The sequence below is a fragment of the Bacillus cereus group sp. MYBK79-1 genome (genome assembly GCF_051915365.1).
Taxonomy (GTDB): Bacteria; Bacillota; Bacilli; order Bacillales; family Bacillaceae_G; genus Bacillus_A.
The window spans coordinates 15571-32148 of sequence record NZ_JBQAEO010000014.1 but is presented as its reverse complement, the minus strand read 5'-3'; the positions used below and the strand labels follow the sequence as shown (position 1 = coordinate 32148).

Sequence of the window (16578 nt, the reverse complement as noted above, 5' to 3'; positions counted from 1 at the left end):
GTGATGAATGGAGAGTGGAAAGAATGAAGATTTCTTTTATTCGTCATGGTCGCTTAGATCGTACTATAGAACCAATGACGGTTACATCCTTTCAGGAATGGATGAAAGGATATGACTTACATACTATAACAGAAAAAGCACCTATACCAATGGAAACAATGGAAGCGATTGAAGCAGCAAAATTGATTGTAACGAGTGATCAAAGGTGTGCTATACAGTCAGCAGCTGAATTAATGGATTCTTTATCTTTTATGCAAAATTCCCTTTTTAGGGAAGCTGAAGTTCCGACGAGTTTTTATGCTCCAAAATGGTTGAAGTGTAAACCTAACATATGGATGTTTATCGGACGAACAGTGTGGATACTTGGTTACCATAAAAATGTTGAGTCTTATAAGGAAGTAAGGGAGAGGGCAAAGCAAGCCGCTTACTTATTACACCGTTACGCTCTCGTACATGGAAGTATTGCTCTTGTAGGACATAATTATGTGAATGTAATGATTGGTGCGGAACTGAGAGCGATGGGATGGTCTGGTACGCCTATTTTGCACAGAGAGCCATGGGGATGTACAACATATACGTTCCACGAAGCGATGAATGGAAATGTATTGAATACGAATTTAACATAAAAGCACACGATTTATATAAATCGTGTGCTTTCTTTTTAAGATATAGAAATTTTGATGTTTAATGGTTTTACGAGATGTGCATAAGGTTCGCCTACGAGCATAACGATTTGATCTTTTTTATAACCTAGTTTTTCGTATAGTGAATAGGCACGTTTGTTTTCTAAATTAACAAGTAATGCGATTTTTTCATGCTCCTTTTCAGTTGCATGGATTTCAGCAGCTTCAATTAATTTAGAACCGATTCCTTTTCCGCCATATGCACTTGAAACTGATAATGTATCAATGTAATATTCATCAAGCTCAGCTTCTTTTTCTAACGTAATCGATTCATCTTTATGTAATTCTCTTAAGTGATGTACAATTGGTGCATCAAGCGTTGTTGCTTCACTACCGTGATAAGCGACAATAACTCCAACTGCAACTCCGTCTTGCTCATATACAAAACAGTTTTCATAGCTCAGTCGATTTCTCTCTTTTGAGAACCATGTTTCAAGTCCTAGTAATACTTCTGTCTCAACTGTGCTACCTGTGATTTTTTCAGCAATTTCGTGCAGAGCGTTATACAATAAAGGCGCAATTGCCATCGCATCTGTCTTTTTTGCTTTCCGAATCATAGTATCCCTCCTAGTTCTATTTATATATTGTAGCATAGTGGTATGGAACTTTGCATAATTGAATGTCGAAATGTTTGATATAGAGAAGTAGCTATGTTAGTATATGATATTTAGTGGACATATAGTAAAGTGATATCGTTTGCGAATAATGAAAATGAAATGAAGGTATAGCACCTGGATAATTTTACAGTTGTTGACCTATAGAATATACGATAAAATAAAATATTGCATAGAGGTGAAATACATGGATGAACAATTAGCAAATACAATTTTAGACCAGCTTAAAAATGGTGAAATAAAGGAGTATGTTGCAACGAAAGATGTATTTTATACGTTTAGGAAAGTTGTAGTAGGGCGTGAAGATTTTAAACATATTATTGGGAACGCGCAGCGCGGCGGACAGGTAATTTATACATATTCAGAAACGCCACGTTCGTAACTAGAAGAATATAGGGGAGGAGAATTATGGGCGATTTTAAGCAAGGCATATTACCGCATTGGGATTATATGTGGAAAGATAGAGCTGGCAATAGGTTTATGGGGATGGTCATGTATCCAGAGAAACGAAAGTGTTCGGCAAAAATGCTTCAGAAAATAAAAAGAGCATATGAAGAGGCTGTAGAAATTAAAGTAACTGTACAGGTTCAACATACATATCAGTACGTAGAAGGAATGATTGTGTACTTTGATGAAGAAGCTCCTGTATGTACAATGATTGATAAAGATGAAAATCCACATCATATATTTGTAAAAGATATTTTGCGTATTGAGCACTCTGCATAATCTATTCATAAATAAGTTAAATTTCCATAATAATAATCTTTTTCTATAATAGTTATCTTTTAGTATGTAACGCGAACTGAAAGTATATGTATAATATTTAATAAAGTAAATTGATAAATGTAATCGTTTTTTAGAACAGATTATCGTTTCATGTCTGTTCTTTTTTGCGTGATGCTGGAGAAATATATTCCTCCAGCATTTGCCGTTTTATGACAAAATATATTGTTAACTTTTTTTAAAATAAGGTTAAATTCGTTGACAACTTTTTTGAAAAGCACTTTATTGACATGAGTTTTAGAATGTTGTTTCATAGTCATTGTATTGAAAAAAAACGACGGTCTTGTCGAAAAGTAAAAGTTAAAAAAAGAAAGAATTTATACATATATCTTGTGTCTTATTTTGAAACGTAATACAATATATAGAGAAATCAAGAAACAACATACAGAGAGTATAGATTGAAAAGGGAGGGTCGGAAATGTTAGTTGCATATGATTCTATGACAGGAAACGTGAAGCGTTTCATTCACAAATTAAATATGCCGGCCGTTCAAATCAATGAAGATCTAGTAATAGATGAAGAATTTATTCTTATTACGTATACAACAGGTTTTGGCAATGTACCAGAACGTGTTTTAGACTTTTTAGAGCGCAATAATGAAAAATTAAAAGGCGTATCTGCAAGCGGCAATCGTAACTGGGGAGACATGTTCGGTGCAAGTGCTGACAAAATTTCTGCTAAATATGAAGTGCCTATTGTATCAAAATTTGAGTTATCAGGAACAAATAACGATGTAGAATATTTTAAGGAAAGGGTGCGGGAGATTGCGACACATTGAACTGAATAATGAAATCACGCAAATGCAGGACGGTTTTTATCAGCTTCATAAAGATAAAGAGGCATTAGAAGTCTTTATGGAAGAAGCTAGAGAGAATACCGTTCCTTTTAATAGCGTGGCAGAGCGAATGGAGTATATGAAAGAACATGATTACTATTACAACGTTCTGGACGAGTATAACTTGGAGGAAGTAGAAGAGGTATATAACATCGCTTATGGTGAAAACTTCGAGTTCCAATCTTATATGGCAGCATCTAAGTTCTACAAAGATTATGCGTTAAAAACAAATGATCAAAAACAATACTTAGAAAGCTATGAAGATCGTGTAGCAATTGTGTCATTATACTTAGGACGCGGTGATGTTGCGAAGGCAAAACAATTCGCAAGCATGATTGTAAAACAAAACTACCAACCAGCGACACCAACCTTTTTAAATGCGGGAAGAAGCAGAAGAGGAGAAATGGTGTCTTGTTTCTTGTTAGAGATGGACGATAGCTTAAATTCAATCGGCTTTAACATTAATACTGCAATGCAATTATCGAAAATCGGCGGTGGAGTAGCCTTAAACTTATCTAAGCTACGCGCACGTGGTGAGCAAATTAAAGGTATCGATAATGCTGCAAGTGGTGTAGTACCTGTTATGAAATTACTTGAAGATTCGTTTTCATATGCGAATCAGCTTGGCCAACGAAAAGGTGCCGGTGCAGTATACTTAAACATTTTCCATTGGGATATTATTGAATTCTTGGATTAATTGGTAGTCCCTCTATACAGTAATGTGTATGAGAAAACCTTGTGAACCTAACCAATAGGGTGTCGCATTAGCGGCTAACGGTATCAGTTGAATAAGGGGTAAAAGAAAAAGAACCCGCGAAGAAGCTGACTAAGAGAGCCTACGGTCCATGTATGTGGATAGCAGGTAATACCGTGCCAAGCTTGAAAGAAATGCTATTTGGGTGAAGTGGAATCTTATATTCACCGGAGGCGAGATTCCATGAATTGTGGAATTTATTTGATAATTAATAAGGAAAATAGGAAGTTTTATATTGGCAGTTCTAATAATTTTAAAGTACGATTTAAAACTCATAGAAATCAATTAAATGCTAATCGGCATCATAGTAAACATTTACAAGCAGCCTGGAATTTATATGGTGAGAATAAATTTGAGTTTAAAGGGATAATCGATTTATCTGAGGATAAGCTTATTCTTCATAAGATTGAGCAAATTTTATTAAGTCAGTATTATGGAAAACCGTATTGCTATAATGGACATCCTATCGCTAGAGGTGGGGCGTTGAGTGGAGAAAAGAACCATATGTATGGGAAAACGCACTCAAAGGAAGTAAAAAAATTCCTTTCTGAAATTAATACTGGCCCTAATAATTATTGGTATGATAAACCTCAACATATGGAGAATATGAGATCTAAGATTACTAAACGATTTCATGGTAGAAAGCATACCGATGAAACAAAAGAAAAAATGTCTAAATCTCGTAAAGGTAAAAAACATACAAAAGAAACATGTATGAAGATAAGTAAAGCTCAAAAACACCAATATAACTCTGGAAGAGAAAAGCAAAAAAAGCCGATTGTTATAAATGACATTTACTATGAGTCTTTAGCGGAGGCAGGACGAGCATTTAATGTGCCTGCTAATACGATAAAATATAGAGTGCTATCAAATAACTTCCCTAATTATCAATACTTTCAAGAAGGTGTAGAGACTATCGAACGCACGTCATTAGACGAAAGCTAGTAGAGTAGGCTGGAAATAGGTACCAGTCGAAGTGCAAGGCAACCAGTTACAGGTTGATGATATAGTCCAACCTTCATAGAAATATGAAGACGAGTTGACCAAAAAAATAAATGCCGATGAGAAGAGCCGTATTCAGTCTCTATCAATCGGAATTATCGTTCCAAGTAAGTTCTTTGAGCTTGCTGAGAAAAACGAACCTTTCCATGTTTTCGCGCCTTATACGGTGTATAAAGAATATGGAAAGCATTTAGATGATATTGATATCGATGAAATGTACGATGAATTAATGAGCAATCCGAAGGTGAAGAAGAAGCCGCTAGATATTAGTGCGCGTGATATGCTTATTAAAATTGCTATGATTCAGCTTGAGTCAGGTTATCCGTACTTAATGTTTAAATCAAATGCAAATAACCAACATCCACTGAAGGATATTGGAACTGTGAAGATGTCGAACTTGTGTACAGAAATCTTCCAGCTTCAAGAAACTTCTGAAATAAATGATTACGGTACAGATGACATTATCCGTCGTGATATTAACTGTAACTTAGGATCATTAAATATTGTAAACGTAATGGAAAATAAAGAAATTCGTGAAGCAGTTCATGCGGGAATGGAAGCTTTAACAGCTGTTTCTGATATGACGATCATTCCGAATGCACCAACTGTGAAAAAAGCTAATGATGAGCTTCATTCAGTTGGACTTGGCGCAATGAACTTACATGGATATTTAGCAAAAAATAAAATCGCTTATGAAAGTGCAGAAGCGAAAGAGTTCGCTCGTACATTCTTTATGATGTTAAATTACTACTCTATTGAGAAGAGTATGGAAATCGCTAAAGAAAAAGGCGAAACATTTAAAGACTTCGATAAGTCTGATTATGCAAATGGCACATACTTTGAAAAATACGAAACGACAGATTACAGCCCAGTAACTGAAAAGGTTCAGCAATTATTTGAAGGAATTCATATTCCAACAAAAGAAGATTGGACAAGTTTAAAAGAGCTAGTGAAGAAGAATGGTTTATACAACTCATATCGTCTTGCCATCGCTCCTACGCAATCGATCAGTTACGTTCAAAATGCAACTTCAAGCGTGATGCCGATCGTAAGTCAAATCGAATCAAGAACGTATGCAAATGCGACAACCTATTATCCAATGCCGTATTTATCAAAAGATACGTTCTGGTACTATAAATCGTCTTACGATATGAATCAGTTTAAATTAATTGATTTGATCGCAGAAGTTCAAGAACATATTGACCAAGGAATTAGTACAATTCTTTACGTTAACAGTGATATTTCAACACGTGAGTTAGCACGTTACTATATCTATGCACATAAAAAAGGCTTAAAGAGTCTGTATTATACGAGAACACGTAAGTTAAGCGTGGAAGAGTGCGTGGCTTGTACCGTTTAATATAAAAAAGTAAGACATGATGAGCAGGGTTTTTTGAACCCTGCTCATGCTTAGTTATTAATTTTTCATGTTTATTTAGAGAAGGGGCGATTGAATGCGTGCGGTAAACTGGAACAAAAAAGAAGATGATTTTAGTTTAATGTTTTGGAAGCAAAACATCGCTCAGTTTTGGACAGAAGAAGAAATCGCGGTGTCTTCTGACAAAAATACTTGGGTGCAATTATCAAAAGAAGAGCAAATTGCGTATAAGCGTGTATTAGGTGGTTTAACACTTTTAGATACGAAACAAGGCGGCGAAGGGATGCCTCTTGTACTTGTTCATCTTGAAAATTTACAAGCAAAAAGTGTATTAGCTTTCATGGGTGCTATGGAAGAAGTACATGCGAAGAGTTACAGTCATATTTTCACAACGTTAGCTACTGAAGAAGAAATCGATGATATTTTTGACTGGGTAGACAATCATCCTTTACTTGAGAAAAAGGCTGGCATTATTACGGGTTACTATCGTCGTTTATTAAAGCCTGAAGTAACGAAAAAAGAATTATACATGGCAATGGTAGCCAGTGTATTCTTAGAAAGTTACCTATTCTATAGTGGATTCTTCTATCCACTTTACTTAGCAGGTCAAGGTAAATTGACGGCAAGTGGTGAGATTATTAACTTAATAATTCGTGATGAGTCAATTCACGGCGTATTCGTCGGTATTTTAGCACAGCAAATCTTCGCGGAACTTTCTGCAGAGGATCAACAAGAAGTGCAAAAAGAAACGCAAGAGTTATTAATGGAACTATATGAAATTGAAATGGCATACACAGAAGAAATTTACACTTCTATCGGTCTTGTAGAGGATGTAAATCGTTTCGTTCGTTACAATGCGAATAAAGGACTTATGAACTTAGGACTTGAGCCGAAGTTTGAAGAAGAAGAAATTAACCCAATCGTTTTAAATGGTTTACGTACAGATACGAAAAATCATGATTTCTTCTCTGTAAAAGGAAATGGTTACGTAAAAGCAACGAACGTTGAAAAGTTATCTGATGATGACTTCGTGTTTAATTTTTAATATATGATCATAAAGAAAAGCTGTCTTATTCATTGATAAGACAGCTTTTCTTTATGAGTTTGTTTACATAACACTATTATTTTTGTATAACGATTTCTATTGAAAAAGTTCTATTCGGCTAATGGATAGAACTTTTTTGTAATTAAATGGGTATTTACAATCCTTTTGTATCGGTGTATTATTTAACTAGTACACCGATACAAAAGGAGGGAAGAAATGAAAATAGAGTTTTCTCCAAATACACCAATTTACATTCAGGTAATGGAATACATAAAAAAAGAAATTGTAACAGGACATTTATTGCCTGGTGACAAAATTCCCTCTGTACGTGAATTAGCGAGTGAATTACAAGTAAATCCAAATACGATTCAGCGTACATTTCAAGAGCTAGAACGGGATGGGGTTGTTGTAACGCGTAGGGGAATGGGACGATATGTAACGAATGAAGGGGAGAAAATTATGGAGCTGCGAAAAGAGATGGCGAAAGAATTACTTCATTCTTTTATAGATGGAATGGACAATTTAGGTTTTTCAGAAGAAGAAATTCTTACAATCCTTCGTTCTTCATTACATGAGAAAAGGGAGGAGAGCGAATGACAGAGTTATTAAAAATAGAAAACTTATGGAAGAGATACGGGTTAAAAGCAGTGATCCGTGAATTAAACATAGAGGTTATGGAAGGGAAAATTATAGGGCTCGTTGGAGATAACGGAAGCGGGAAAACGACGTTATTGAAAATGATTGCCGGTCTGCAGCATCCTTCCGAAGGGAGTATTACAATCGCTGGTAAAAAGGTAGGATTAGAGACGAAAGAAATCGTTTCTTTTATGTCGGATAAACCAGTATTTGATGATTGGATGACGGTAAAAGATTCTTTATTTTTCTATCGAGATTTTTATAAAGACTTCGACATTCAAAAAGCGGTAGATACGATTGCGGAATTTAAAATACCGTTAGAAGAAAGAATTACAGCTTTATCAAAAGGTATGGTTGAAAAGCTACAAATTATTTTAACATTTTCGAGGAAAGCGAAGTTATACGTACTAGATGAACCCCTTGGCGGAATTGATCTCGTTTCTAGAGAGCACGTATTGAATCTCATTCTACAATTTTATAGAGAAGATTGTACGATACTAATCTCGACTCATTTAATAAATGAAGTTGAAAATATTTTTGATGAAGTAATCTTTTTAAAAGATGGAGAAATTGTATTGTATGAAAATGTAGAAGAGTTACGCTTCCAGCGAGGAAAAGCTGTTACAGATGTGTTTAAGGAGGTGTTTAGTAGATGAAGCCGAGCTTAATATATATGTACAATACGAATAAAAAGCAAATTATTATTTCGCTGCTTTTATTTATATTTGTTATCGCTGTAGCCTTCGTAAGTTTAGGGAATTATATTAAGCAAGAATCAGGAGAGGTAAGGCAAACAATTATAATTAGTTTCGTTCTTCTAGTATATATAACCTTTTTAGCGATGATATACATTCAGGCCGTTTCTGCATTTGGAAAAATGACTGATAGCACATTATTTCGTTTAACATCAATATCAGGTAAAAAGATTGTTTTAGCAACATTATTATATACTGCAATTGGTCTATTTATTTTTGAAGTAATCTGTTCTATTTTTTTATATAGTATTTCTATGAAAATAATAAAAGGTACAGAGCTCTACGAAGTGTTGTTTGACCAAAGTGTATTAAATCCATTAAAACACCTATTTAGTACTATTGTGTATATATTTAATTTTTCTAGTATATTGCTTATTTTGCTTTTTGTAGTAGCAAGCGTGAAAGTGTTTGCTTTAAAAAAGAAGAAGGTAGAATATCCAATTGTATTTTTCTTATTTTTACTAGTAACAAAATTATTAGGTACGATATATGACATGCTAGGCGGGCTTGCACCTACTGCGCCTTTAATAACAAAGTTAGTATATATAGATGATTCATCAGGAGCAAATGTGTTGCTCTATCCAGAAAAACTTATGAATGTATATAGTATTGCTTTTTCAATCGGTATATTTGTTTTACTTGTTTATATAACAGGTCGCATAATCGACAAAAAACTAGAAGTCTAAAGGAGGAATGAACATTGGGAAACGTAGTAGTAAAGTTAGAGAATGTTCGAAAAAAGATTGGTGGAACGGAAATTATCCGCGGTTTATCATTTGAAGTTCGCGAAGGGGAAGTGTACGGGTTTCTTGGACCGAACGGTAGTGGTAAAACGACGACAATTCGTATGATGACAGGTCTTATATCAATGACAGAGGGCGATATTACAATTTGCGGTCATAGTATTCGCACGGAGCGTGAAAAGGCGCTAGAGCAAATTGGGGCGATTGTAGAAAATCCTGAACTATATGATTATATGACAGGAATGCAAAACTTAAAGCATTTTGCGAACATGGCAATTACACCAATTAGTAAAGAGCGCATTGCTGAAATTGTAAAGTTAGTTGAATTAGAGCATGCGATTCATAAAAAAGTGAAAACATATTCACTTGGTATGAAACAACGTTTAGGAATTGCGCAGGCATTACTTCATCAGCCGAAAATTTTAATTTTAGATGAGCCGACAAATGGATTAGATCCAGCTGGTATTCGCCAAATTCGTGATTATTTACAACGTTTAGCGAAAGAAGAGAATATTGCTGTAATTGTATCAAGTCACTTATTAAGTGAAATTGAACTTATGTGTGATCGCGTCGTTATTATTAAGCAAGGTGAGTTTGTACAAGAGTACAACTTACATGAACAAGCGAAACATGATGAGACAGTCGTCGTAGCGTTTGAAGTAGATCAAGTACAGAAAGCAAATGAGATCATTAAAGGTAAGTCGCAAGGAAATGTAATTGCAGTATCTGTAACGAAAGAGGAAATCCCGCAACTTGTAAAAAGACTTGTGAATGACGATGTGCTTGTATACGGAGTTACTGTTCAAAATAAAACGTTAGAGGATGAGTTTTTAGCGATTACAGGGGGAGTGAAAGCGTAATGTTTAAATTAATTCAAAATGAATTTTTAAAGTTACATGCGAAAAAGGGTATGTATATTTTAATTGGGGTTATTGCAGTATTGGAGATTTTGGGAGTTTTAGCGATGCTGAAATGGGGAGACGGAAGCGAATTTAAAGGATCATATTTAGATTTTGCAAGTTCAGAGATTGGTTTAATTACTTTACTTGCAACAATTTTTGGTATTACGATTGCTACTCGTATGATTACTGATGAGTTCCAAAAAGGTACAATTAAGCAATTATTAATCCGTCCAAGAAAAAGAATTACCGTTTTATTCTCTAAATATATTACAGTATTACTTACTATAGTATTTATCATATTTGCTAACACGATCATTTCAATGATGATTGGCGGAATTGTAATGGATGGTAGTAAAACAGAATTAACGATAGGAATCGTAATGAAATCTACGTTATATCAAGTACTTTCACCGTTCTTCTTTGCGACGCTTGCATTTTTCTTAGCAAACGTATTTAGAAAGTCTGTATTACCATTAATTATTACGATGTTCCTCTTCTTTTTACAAGGACCAATTAATATGGTACTGATGATGTTTGCAAAAGGTGTAGCGAAGTTTGTAGTGTTTTTCCATTTAAATTTAAGTGTGTACGATAGCAATAAACTAGTAAGCGGCGGAGCGGAACCGACATTTTCAGAGTTTACATTTACAACTTCATTCTTACTTGTAGCTGCATACTTTGTTGTATTACTTGTAGCATCAAGTGCATTATTCCAAAAGCGTGACGTATTATAATAAAAGAAATCCCCGCTTGTAAAAACGGGGATTTCTTCTACATAACTTTCTCGTAGATTTCAATGGAAAGAAAAATGATTACTATGTGTTGTTCGGAATTATTTGAGAAAAATAGGAAGGATTTCAACTATATTCATATTATAATTTAATTATCACACCATTTATTTTACTATCTTTGGGGGTGTTCTATATGCACTATGCATTTTCACGTATAAGGCTACGCAGTTTTTTTGGATGGATGATTATAGGATTGTTCCTTACGATGATCCCATTAAGTCTAGCAAATGTTTCTGAGAATACGATGGAGGTTATTTCACAAATAACTGTATTTTTTGTATTTCCTTTATTTTGGTTATACGTAAAAACAAATAAAAATAATGTTGTATTCAATAGTTTTTTTGATAAACCAGGACGTTTACCGTGGGGATTAATTGTATTAGCAACGATAATGGGAATGATTTTTTCAGTTGGTATATCTCATATTCAATTTTACATATTAGCACATACGTTACCGAATTTCTTAGTTACTATGTTAGAAGACGGAAATGTTATTAACACGAGTAACGTATATATGACGATATTTACTTTCATTTCAGCATGTGTGTTAGCACCTATTATGGAAGAGGTTATTTTTAGGGGATTCTTTTTACAGCGAATGGCTTATAAATGGGGAATTAAAAAAGCTGTAATCATATCTTCACTGATTTTTGGTTTAGGACATTTTGATGTTATTGGCGCGTTCATGTTTGGCGTTGTTATGTGTCTTCTATACATAAAGACGAAAAATATATGGACGAATATCGCTGTACATGCTCTAAATAATTTGATTGCAACAAGTATGCAATTTGTCGGTGGAGAAGAGAGTAGCGCAATTTCAATTCCTGAATTACAAGCGCAAAGTAATTTATGGATTGGTATTGGTCTTACAGTTGTTGGGTTACTTTGGTTAATTCCTTACGTTTGGAAACAATGGCGCAAGGTAAAAGAAGTGGGTGTGCCATCAGTGCGCTTTATAAATGAGGAAAAAGTCGTGAGTGCATTACAAGAAAATGAAGAGTATAGTCAAGTGTTCGTAACAGATAGACTGATGGCTGTAGAGCTGCCAGATGAGGCTGTGAATAAGCTTCGGTTAGAAGAAAATGATTATGTAACAGTATCTCTAGAAGAAGATAAAATCGTTATAAAGAAAGCACATGATAGATAATTAAAAAGTAGCTCTTAGGAGCTACTTTTTAATTTGTAATAATTTCTACACGAAAATTATTACCGTTCTTTACATATTTAATATCTGTAACAGTACGGACTGTTTTTAAAATCTCAACTTTTTCACCAATTCGAGGGATAGTCGGAACATTATCCCAAATGCCAAGCAATTCATCTAATTGTGCCGTTTTTTCATAAAACCAGATTTTCAATGTAAAGCCCCTTTCTAGAACTTTATGTATTTTAATACATAATATATTATTTTTATTCTTATTGTAAGGGGTTTTTTTATATTTTATGAATAAAAATTAATTAATCTTCTGGGAAGATATGTTCAATATCAGGAGTAAGAGATACTTCTGATAATACGATATGAGAAACTGTCGTTGCATATGAAGAAACATCATTGATAAATTCTTCAAGTTCAACGAGTGAAGGAACAGAAATTTTTACAATGTAGCATAAGCTCCCTGTTACGCGGTAACAAAAACTTGCAGATGGATAAGACTGAATAAACTGTTGCATACGTGTTGTATCACCATTTTTTAAAGTGATTTCTAAAATACAATCTAAAACAAGTCCTGCTTTTTTATAATCGATATCAATTGTGTACTTTTGAATCACGCCTTCACTTTCCAGTTTACGAACACGTTCTGCAGTAGATGGAGCAGATAAGTTTACTCGCTTTGCCAATTCACGCATGGACAGGCGACTATCATTATATAATTCATTTAAAATTTTTCGATCAACACGGTCTAGTTGCATTTGTAAATATACCTCCAGTAAAATAATGATTTTTGTAAAGGAAAAACATAAATTAAGATTCATATGAAATGCAAAGTGAACTTTATTTATTTTACAATAAAACAGAAGAAAATAGGAGGGGAAATGATGGAGAGAATTTCATTATCAAATATAGGAGATACAAAGTTTCAAAAGTTATTAGGGCATAATCCAGAGTTATTACATTCATGGAGTATGGTAGAGAATACACTGTATAGTAAAGGAATTCTCTCGGCAGAGATGAAGGAACAAGTAAGAAGAACATTAGCGTACGGGAATGAATGTCCGTATTGTATGGCAAAAGGAAAGCCTGATGATATACAAAAGGTAGAAGAAATAAGTGTAGCTGTTACTTTTGCACATACGTTTGTTCATGATAAACAAGCGATAGATGACAATATGTTTCGTGTATTGAAACAATACTGGACGGAAAAAGAAATTGTAGAACTTTGTGCTTATATTTGTTTTATTACTGCGTCGCAACAACTTGGTTTTCTGTTTCAATTACAGCCGAATGAAGGAGAAAATGATGATGAATAAAATAGCACTTATTATAATTGATGTACAAAAAGCGTTTCAATTACCATACTGGGGTGAGAGAAATAATCTTTTTGCTGAAGAAAACATGAGAATTTTATTAGAACAATGGAGAAAAAGGAAGCGACCAGTTTTTCATATTCAACATGTAAATAAAGAAAATGCCCAGTCGATATTTTATGAGAGAGCGGAAATGGTAAAATTTAAAGAAGAAGTGCAACCACTACCTGGGGAAGTGGTTATTCAGAAATCTGTTAACAGCGCGTTCATTGGGACAAATTTAGAAGAGCAATTAAGAGAGAACAAATGTAATGCAGTAGTGGTTGTAGGATTAACGACAAATCATTGTGTGGAGACTACGACACGAATGGCAGGGAATTTAGGATTTACAACATATTTAGTGAGTGATGCAACGGCTACTTTTAACCGTAAAGGTCTAGATGGTAAAGAGTATAGTGCAGAAGATATTCACAATATGACACTTGTAAATTTACATGAAGAGTTTGCTACGATTTTGACGACAAAAGAAGCATTGAAATTATTTTAAGAAAATAATTGCGAATTATGTAGAAAAAAATAAGAATATTTCGTATAATCTAAGTACAATCATTTTGAAATAGGGGTGGCATCATATGGAGCAAATTCCGGTAAAGAGAATAGAAGAAGTACTTGTTGTAGCAGGGAACGATAAACAGAAGCAAAAGGAATTTTATGAATTGCTCTTATCTACTGAGTTTTATGTTGCTGGTTCACTAGAAGCAGAGGACGGGGCAACAGAAGGAATACTTCGTTTGCGTCATTTCCAAGGAGAGGATAGATGGATCGTTCCGTTCTTTACACAAATGGAATTTGTAAAAGATGTGTTGCCAGAAGGAACGCCCCTTATTACGATACGTGGGAAAGAGTTATTTGGTAGCATTGAGAAAGATGCTACAGCAGTATTAAATGTTGGAACTGATATAAGTAAAACATTTATTCCAGAAGAAATTGCAGATATCGCATCTGGACGAATTTTTAATTATTATAAATAAAAGGAAAAGCGGAATCGCTTTTCCTTTTTAATTTGAAAACTGAGTGGCTACGCCAGAGGAAATAGAGAGTGTTTTATTATTTGTATTTATTGTTGCTGTGGCTCCAAGAGGAATCCCGATGTTTGGGCTTATATGCCCAATCGGTAAACCGAATAGGACAGGTATATGATATGGTGCGAAATATTCATATAGTATTGTTTGCAATGATCGAGATGGTTTAGAAGGAGTGCAGTCGTGACAACTTGTAAAAATAACACCACTACATTTATTGAATTTTCCAGATAAAAGTAGCTGATTTAACATACGGTCAATGCGATACGGTTCTTCCCCAATGTCTTCAAGGAGCAAAAGTTTATTAGCCGTATTTAGCTCATAGGATGAGCCAATTATACTCGTTAATACAGTTAAATTCCCTCCCACCAATGTGCCTGTAACGGTACAGGAAGAGGTAGGTACGATACATTCTGAAGCAGATAAGATGGTGGAATACGGATGGAATAGTTGATTGAAAGAAGATAAAGAAAGAGAATCTACCCCTTTACCTAACTCTTCCACCATTGGGCCATGAAAAGTAACGAGCTTTGCATAACGTGAAAAGGCAGTATGTAAAGCTGTAATATCGCTATATCCCCAAAAGATTTTTGGATTTTGCCGAATGATTTCATATTGAATGTGAGGGAGGAGACGGGCACTTCCGTAACCACCTCGTGCACAGAAAATGGCCGTTATTTTATGATTTGAAAAAGCTTCATGTATATCATCGAGACGAACTTGATCACTTCCAGCTAAATATCCATATTTCTCATAAACACTCTTCCCGATTACGACAGATAATCCCATTTCTTGTAGTACGTTTACACCTTTTAATACATTTTCAATTGTTGGTGGGCCAGACGGTGCAATAATCATTACTGTATCACCTTGTTGTAACGCTTTTGGATTTATCATTGTTTTCAGCCTCCTTCACTTTCAATATATTCGCTTCATAGGAAGTTCAACCCTTGTAAAAGAAGGGGAAAGTTTGTCAAATAAAGAAGATATAAGGGGAATAGGAGGAGAAATAATGTTTACAAGTCGAGTGTTAGATATATTACAAATTAAGTATCCAATCATTCAAGCAGGTATGGCAGGTGCGATTACGACGCCAGAACTTGTTGCAGCTGTAAGTAATAGCGGAGGATTAGGAACGCTTGGAGCAGGCTATATGAGCCCTGAACAGATTCGTGACGCAATTTATAAAATAAGGGAACGAACGGATAAGCCTTTCGGTGTTAACTTACTGTTAACGAAAGAGATACAGATAGAAGAAGAGAAGATAACCTTGGCAAAGGGATTACTTAGCGGAGTGAATAGAGAATTCGGTATAGAGGAAGAAGAGCAGTTAAAGCTTCCGAAAAGTTATAAAGAACAATTACAAGTGTTAGTAGAAGAAAACGTGCCAGTCGTTAGCTTTGCATTTCAAACGTTAGAAAAAGAAGAAATAGATGACTTAAAAAAAAGAGGAATAAAAGTCATCGGAACAGCTACTCATGTGGCAGAGGCGAAAGTGCTTGCTGAATTAGGAGTAGACATTATTGTCGGTCAAGGTAGCGAAGCTGGAGGGCATAGAGGGACATTTATCGGAAAAGAACAGGACGCTATGATTGGGACGTTCGCATTAATTCCGCAGTTAGTAGCAGCAGTCCCGCATATCCCAATTGTTGCAGCAGGTGGTGTAATGAAAGGACAAGGACTTGTTGCGGCATTTACACTGGGGGCAGAAGCTGTTCAAATGGGATCAGCTTTTTTAACGAGTGAAGAAAGTATTACCCATGATGTATATAAGCAAGCGGTTTTACGTAGTACAGATACGAGTACAACTGTGACTCGTGCGTTTTCCGGGAAATATGCACGGGGTATTCGTAATGAATTTATAGAGAAGCATGAAGGGAAAGAAGAAGGGCTTCCGATGTATCCAGTGCAAAATGTATTAACCTCTAAAATACGTCAAGAGGCAGCAAAACATAATAAAGGAGAATATATGTCGCTTTGGGCAGGACAAGCGTCATCATTAGCACGAATAGAATCAGCTCAGAATGTTGTGGAGCGAGTGATGAAAGAAGCAGATAACGTAATCGAACAATTGCAAAATGTATATAGAAAAAGACCACTTGAATAATT

20 protein-coding genes and 2 pseudogenes are annotated in these 16578 nt (G+C 34.9%); 18 read left to right on the top strand and 4 right to left on the bottom strand.

The annotated features are described in order from the left end of the window. Positions 1-23: 23 nt before the first annotated feature. Positions 24-626, top strand: coding sequence for a histidine phosphatase family protein (locus ACTFOB_RS19965; protein WP_440025316.1), 603 nt, complete (start codon positions 24-26; stop codon positions 624-626). Between the two features lie 35 nt (positions 627-661). Here ACTFOB_RS19965 and ACTFOB_RS19960 read toward each other — a convergent pair whose 3' ends face one another. Beyond that, positions 662-1240 (bottom strand): GNAT family N-acetyltransferase, encoded by a 579-nt coding sequence (locus tag ACTFOB_RS19960; protein WP_440025315.1) that lies wholly within the window; start codon positions 1238-1240, stop codon positions 662-664. 244 nt (positions 1241-1484) lie between these two features. On the opposite strand from ACTFOB_RS19960, the gene ACTFOB_RS19955 reads away from it, so the two are divergent. The 13 genes and pseudogenes from ACTFOB_RS19955 (at position 1485) to ACTFOB_RS19895 (ending at position 12068) form a co-directional block, all read left to right on the top strand. Next, the gene (locus tag ACTFOB_RS19955) at positions 1485-1679 is read left to right on the top strand and encodes a hypothetical protein (protein WP_000344283.1); all 195 of its coding nucleotides are present in this window, start codon (positions 1485-1487) and stop codon (positions 1677-1679) included. Positions 1680-1705: 26 nt separating this feature from the next. Continuing rightward, entirely contained in the window at positions 1706-2023 is a 318-nt protein-coding gene (locus ACTFOB_RS19950; RefSeq protein ID WP_098344482.1) for a hypothetical protein, read from the top strand. A 475-nt stretch (positions 2024-2498) separates the two neighbouring features. Then, complete coding sequence (gene nrdI / locus ACTFOB_RS19945; protein ID WP_440025314.1) at positions 2499-2858, top strand: class Ib ribonucleoside-diphosphate reductase assembly flavoprotein NrdI; 360 nt, start codon at positions 2499-2501, stop codon at positions 2856-2858. Continuing rightward, positions 2845-3609 (top strand): annotated as a pseudogene (locus tag ACTFOB_RS19940) (ribonucleotide reductase N-terminal alpha domain-containing protein); the annotation flags it as partial. The gene nrdI and the pseudogene ACTFOB_RS19940, both read left to right, overlap by 14 nt. A 243-nt stretch (positions 3610-3852) precedes the next feature. Then, positions 3853-4614: a group I intron GIY-YIG endonuclease gene (locus ACTFOB_RS19935; protein WP_440025312.1), complete on the top strand. Its 762-nt coding sequence runs from the start codon at positions 3853-3855 to the stop codon at positions 4612-4614. Between the two features lie 97 nt (positions 4615-4711). After that, positions 4712-6031 (top strand): annotated as a pseudogene (locus ACTFOB_RS19930) (ribonucleoside-diphosphate reductase subunit alpha); the annotation flags it as partial. A gap of 94 nt (positions 6032-6125) precedes the next feature. Next, a complete protein-coding gene (nrdF, locus tag ACTFOB_RS19925; RefSeq protein WP_440025311.1) occupies positions 6126-7094 on the top strand; it encodes a class 1b ribonucleoside-diphosphate reductase subunit beta in 969 nt (322 codons plus the stop codon). Between the two features lie 216 nt (positions 7095-7310). Further along, a complete protein-coding gene (locus ACTFOB_RS19920; RefSeq protein ID WP_000687513.1) occupies positions 7311-7691 on the top strand; it encodes a GntR family transcriptional regulator in 381 nt (126 codons plus the stop codon). Further along, entirely contained in the window at positions 7688-8386 is a 699-nt protein-coding gene (locus ACTFOB_RS19915) for an ABC transporter ATP-binding protein (protein ID WP_440025310.1), read from the top strand. Before ACTFOB_RS19920 ends, ACTFOB_RS19915 begins: the two co-directional genes overlap by 4 nt. Continuing rightward, complete coding sequence (locus tag ACTFOB_RS19910) at positions 8383-9171, top strand: ABC transporter permease (RefSeq protein WP_440025308.1); 789 nt, start codon at positions 8383-8385, stop codon at positions 9169-9171. Before ACTFOB_RS19915 ends, ACTFOB_RS19910 begins: the two co-directional genes overlap by 4 nt. Before the next feature lie 14 nt (positions 9172-9185). After that, positions 9186-10088: an ABC transporter ATP-binding protein gene (locus tag ACTFOB_RS19905; protein WP_087957991.1), complete on the top strand. Its 903-nt coding sequence runs from the start codon at positions 9186-9188 to the stop codon at positions 10086-10088. Beyond that, complete coding sequence (locus tag ACTFOB_RS19900; protein ID WP_440025306.1) at positions 10088-10864, top strand: ABC transporter permease; 777 nt, start codon at positions 10088-10090, stop codon at positions 10862-10864. Before ACTFOB_RS19905 ends, ACTFOB_RS19900 begins: the two co-directional genes overlap by 1 nt. Positions 10865-11054: 190 nt before the next feature. Next, complete coding sequence (locus ACTFOB_RS19895) at positions 11055-12068, top strand: CPBP family glutamic-type intramembrane protease (RefSeq protein ID WP_440025305.1); 1014 nt, start codon at positions 11055-11057, stop codon at positions 12066-12068. A 28-nt stretch (positions 12069-12096) separates the two neighbouring features. Here ACTFOB_RS19895 and ACTFOB_RS19890 read toward each other — a convergent pair whose 3' ends face one another. Both ACTFOB_RS19890 and ACTFOB_RS19885 read right to left on the bottom strand, forming a co-directional pair. Next, a complete protein-coding gene (locus ACTFOB_RS19890; protein WP_030024226.1) occupies positions 12097-12279 on the bottom strand; it encodes a DUF3913 family protein in 183 nt (60 codons plus the stop codon). Between the two features lie 100 nt (positions 12280-12379). Then, a complete protein-coding gene (locus tag ACTFOB_RS19885) occupies positions 12380-12832 on the bottom strand; it encodes an Lrp/AsnC family transcriptional regulator (RefSeq protein ID WP_001175498.1) in 453 nt (150 codons plus the stop codon). A 63-nt stretch (positions 12833-12895) separates the two neighbouring features. Between ACTFOB_RS19885 and ACTFOB_RS19880 the strand changes: the two genes are divergently transcribed. The 3 genes from ACTFOB_RS19880 (at position 12896) to ACTFOB_RS19870 (ending at position 14418) form a co-directional block, all read left to right on the top strand. Next, positions 12896-13390 carry a carboxymuconolactone decarboxylase family protein gene (locus ACTFOB_RS19880; RefSeq protein WP_440025304.1) on the top strand — a complete coding sequence of 165 codons (495 nt, stop codon included), beginning with the start codon at positions 12896-12898 and terminating at the stop codon, positions 13388-13390. Beyond that, the gene (locus ACTFOB_RS19875) at positions 13380-13934 is read left to right on the top strand and encodes a cysteine hydrolase family protein (RefSeq protein ID WP_440025303.1); all 555 of its coding nucleotides are present in this window, start codon (positions 13380-13382) and stop codon (positions 13932-13934) included. Before ACTFOB_RS19880 ends, ACTFOB_RS19875 begins: the two co-directional genes overlap by 11 nt. Before the next feature lie 85 nt (positions 13935-14019). After that, positions 14020-14418, top strand: coding sequence for an SseB family protein (locus ACTFOB_RS19870; RefSeq protein ID WP_087958001.1), 399 nt, complete (start codon positions 14020-14022; stop codon positions 14416-14418). A 27-nt stretch (positions 14419-14445) separates the two neighbouring features. Here ACTFOB_RS19870 and ACTFOB_RS19865 read toward each other — a convergent pair whose 3' ends face one another. Next, entirely contained in the window at positions 14446-15366 is a 921-nt protein-coding gene (locus ACTFOB_RS19865) for a S66 peptidase family protein (RefSeq protein WP_440025302.1), read from the bottom strand. Positions 15367-15481: 115 nt separating this feature from the next. Between ACTFOB_RS19865 and ACTFOB_RS19860 the strand changes: the two genes are divergently transcribed. Continuing rightward, positions 15482-16576 (top strand): NAD(P)H-dependent flavin oxidoreductase, encoded by a 1095-nt coding sequence (locus tag ACTFOB_RS19860; protein ID WP_440025301.1) that lies wholly within the window; start codon positions 15482-15484, stop codon positions 16574-16576. Positions 16577-16578: the final 2 nt, after the last annotated feature.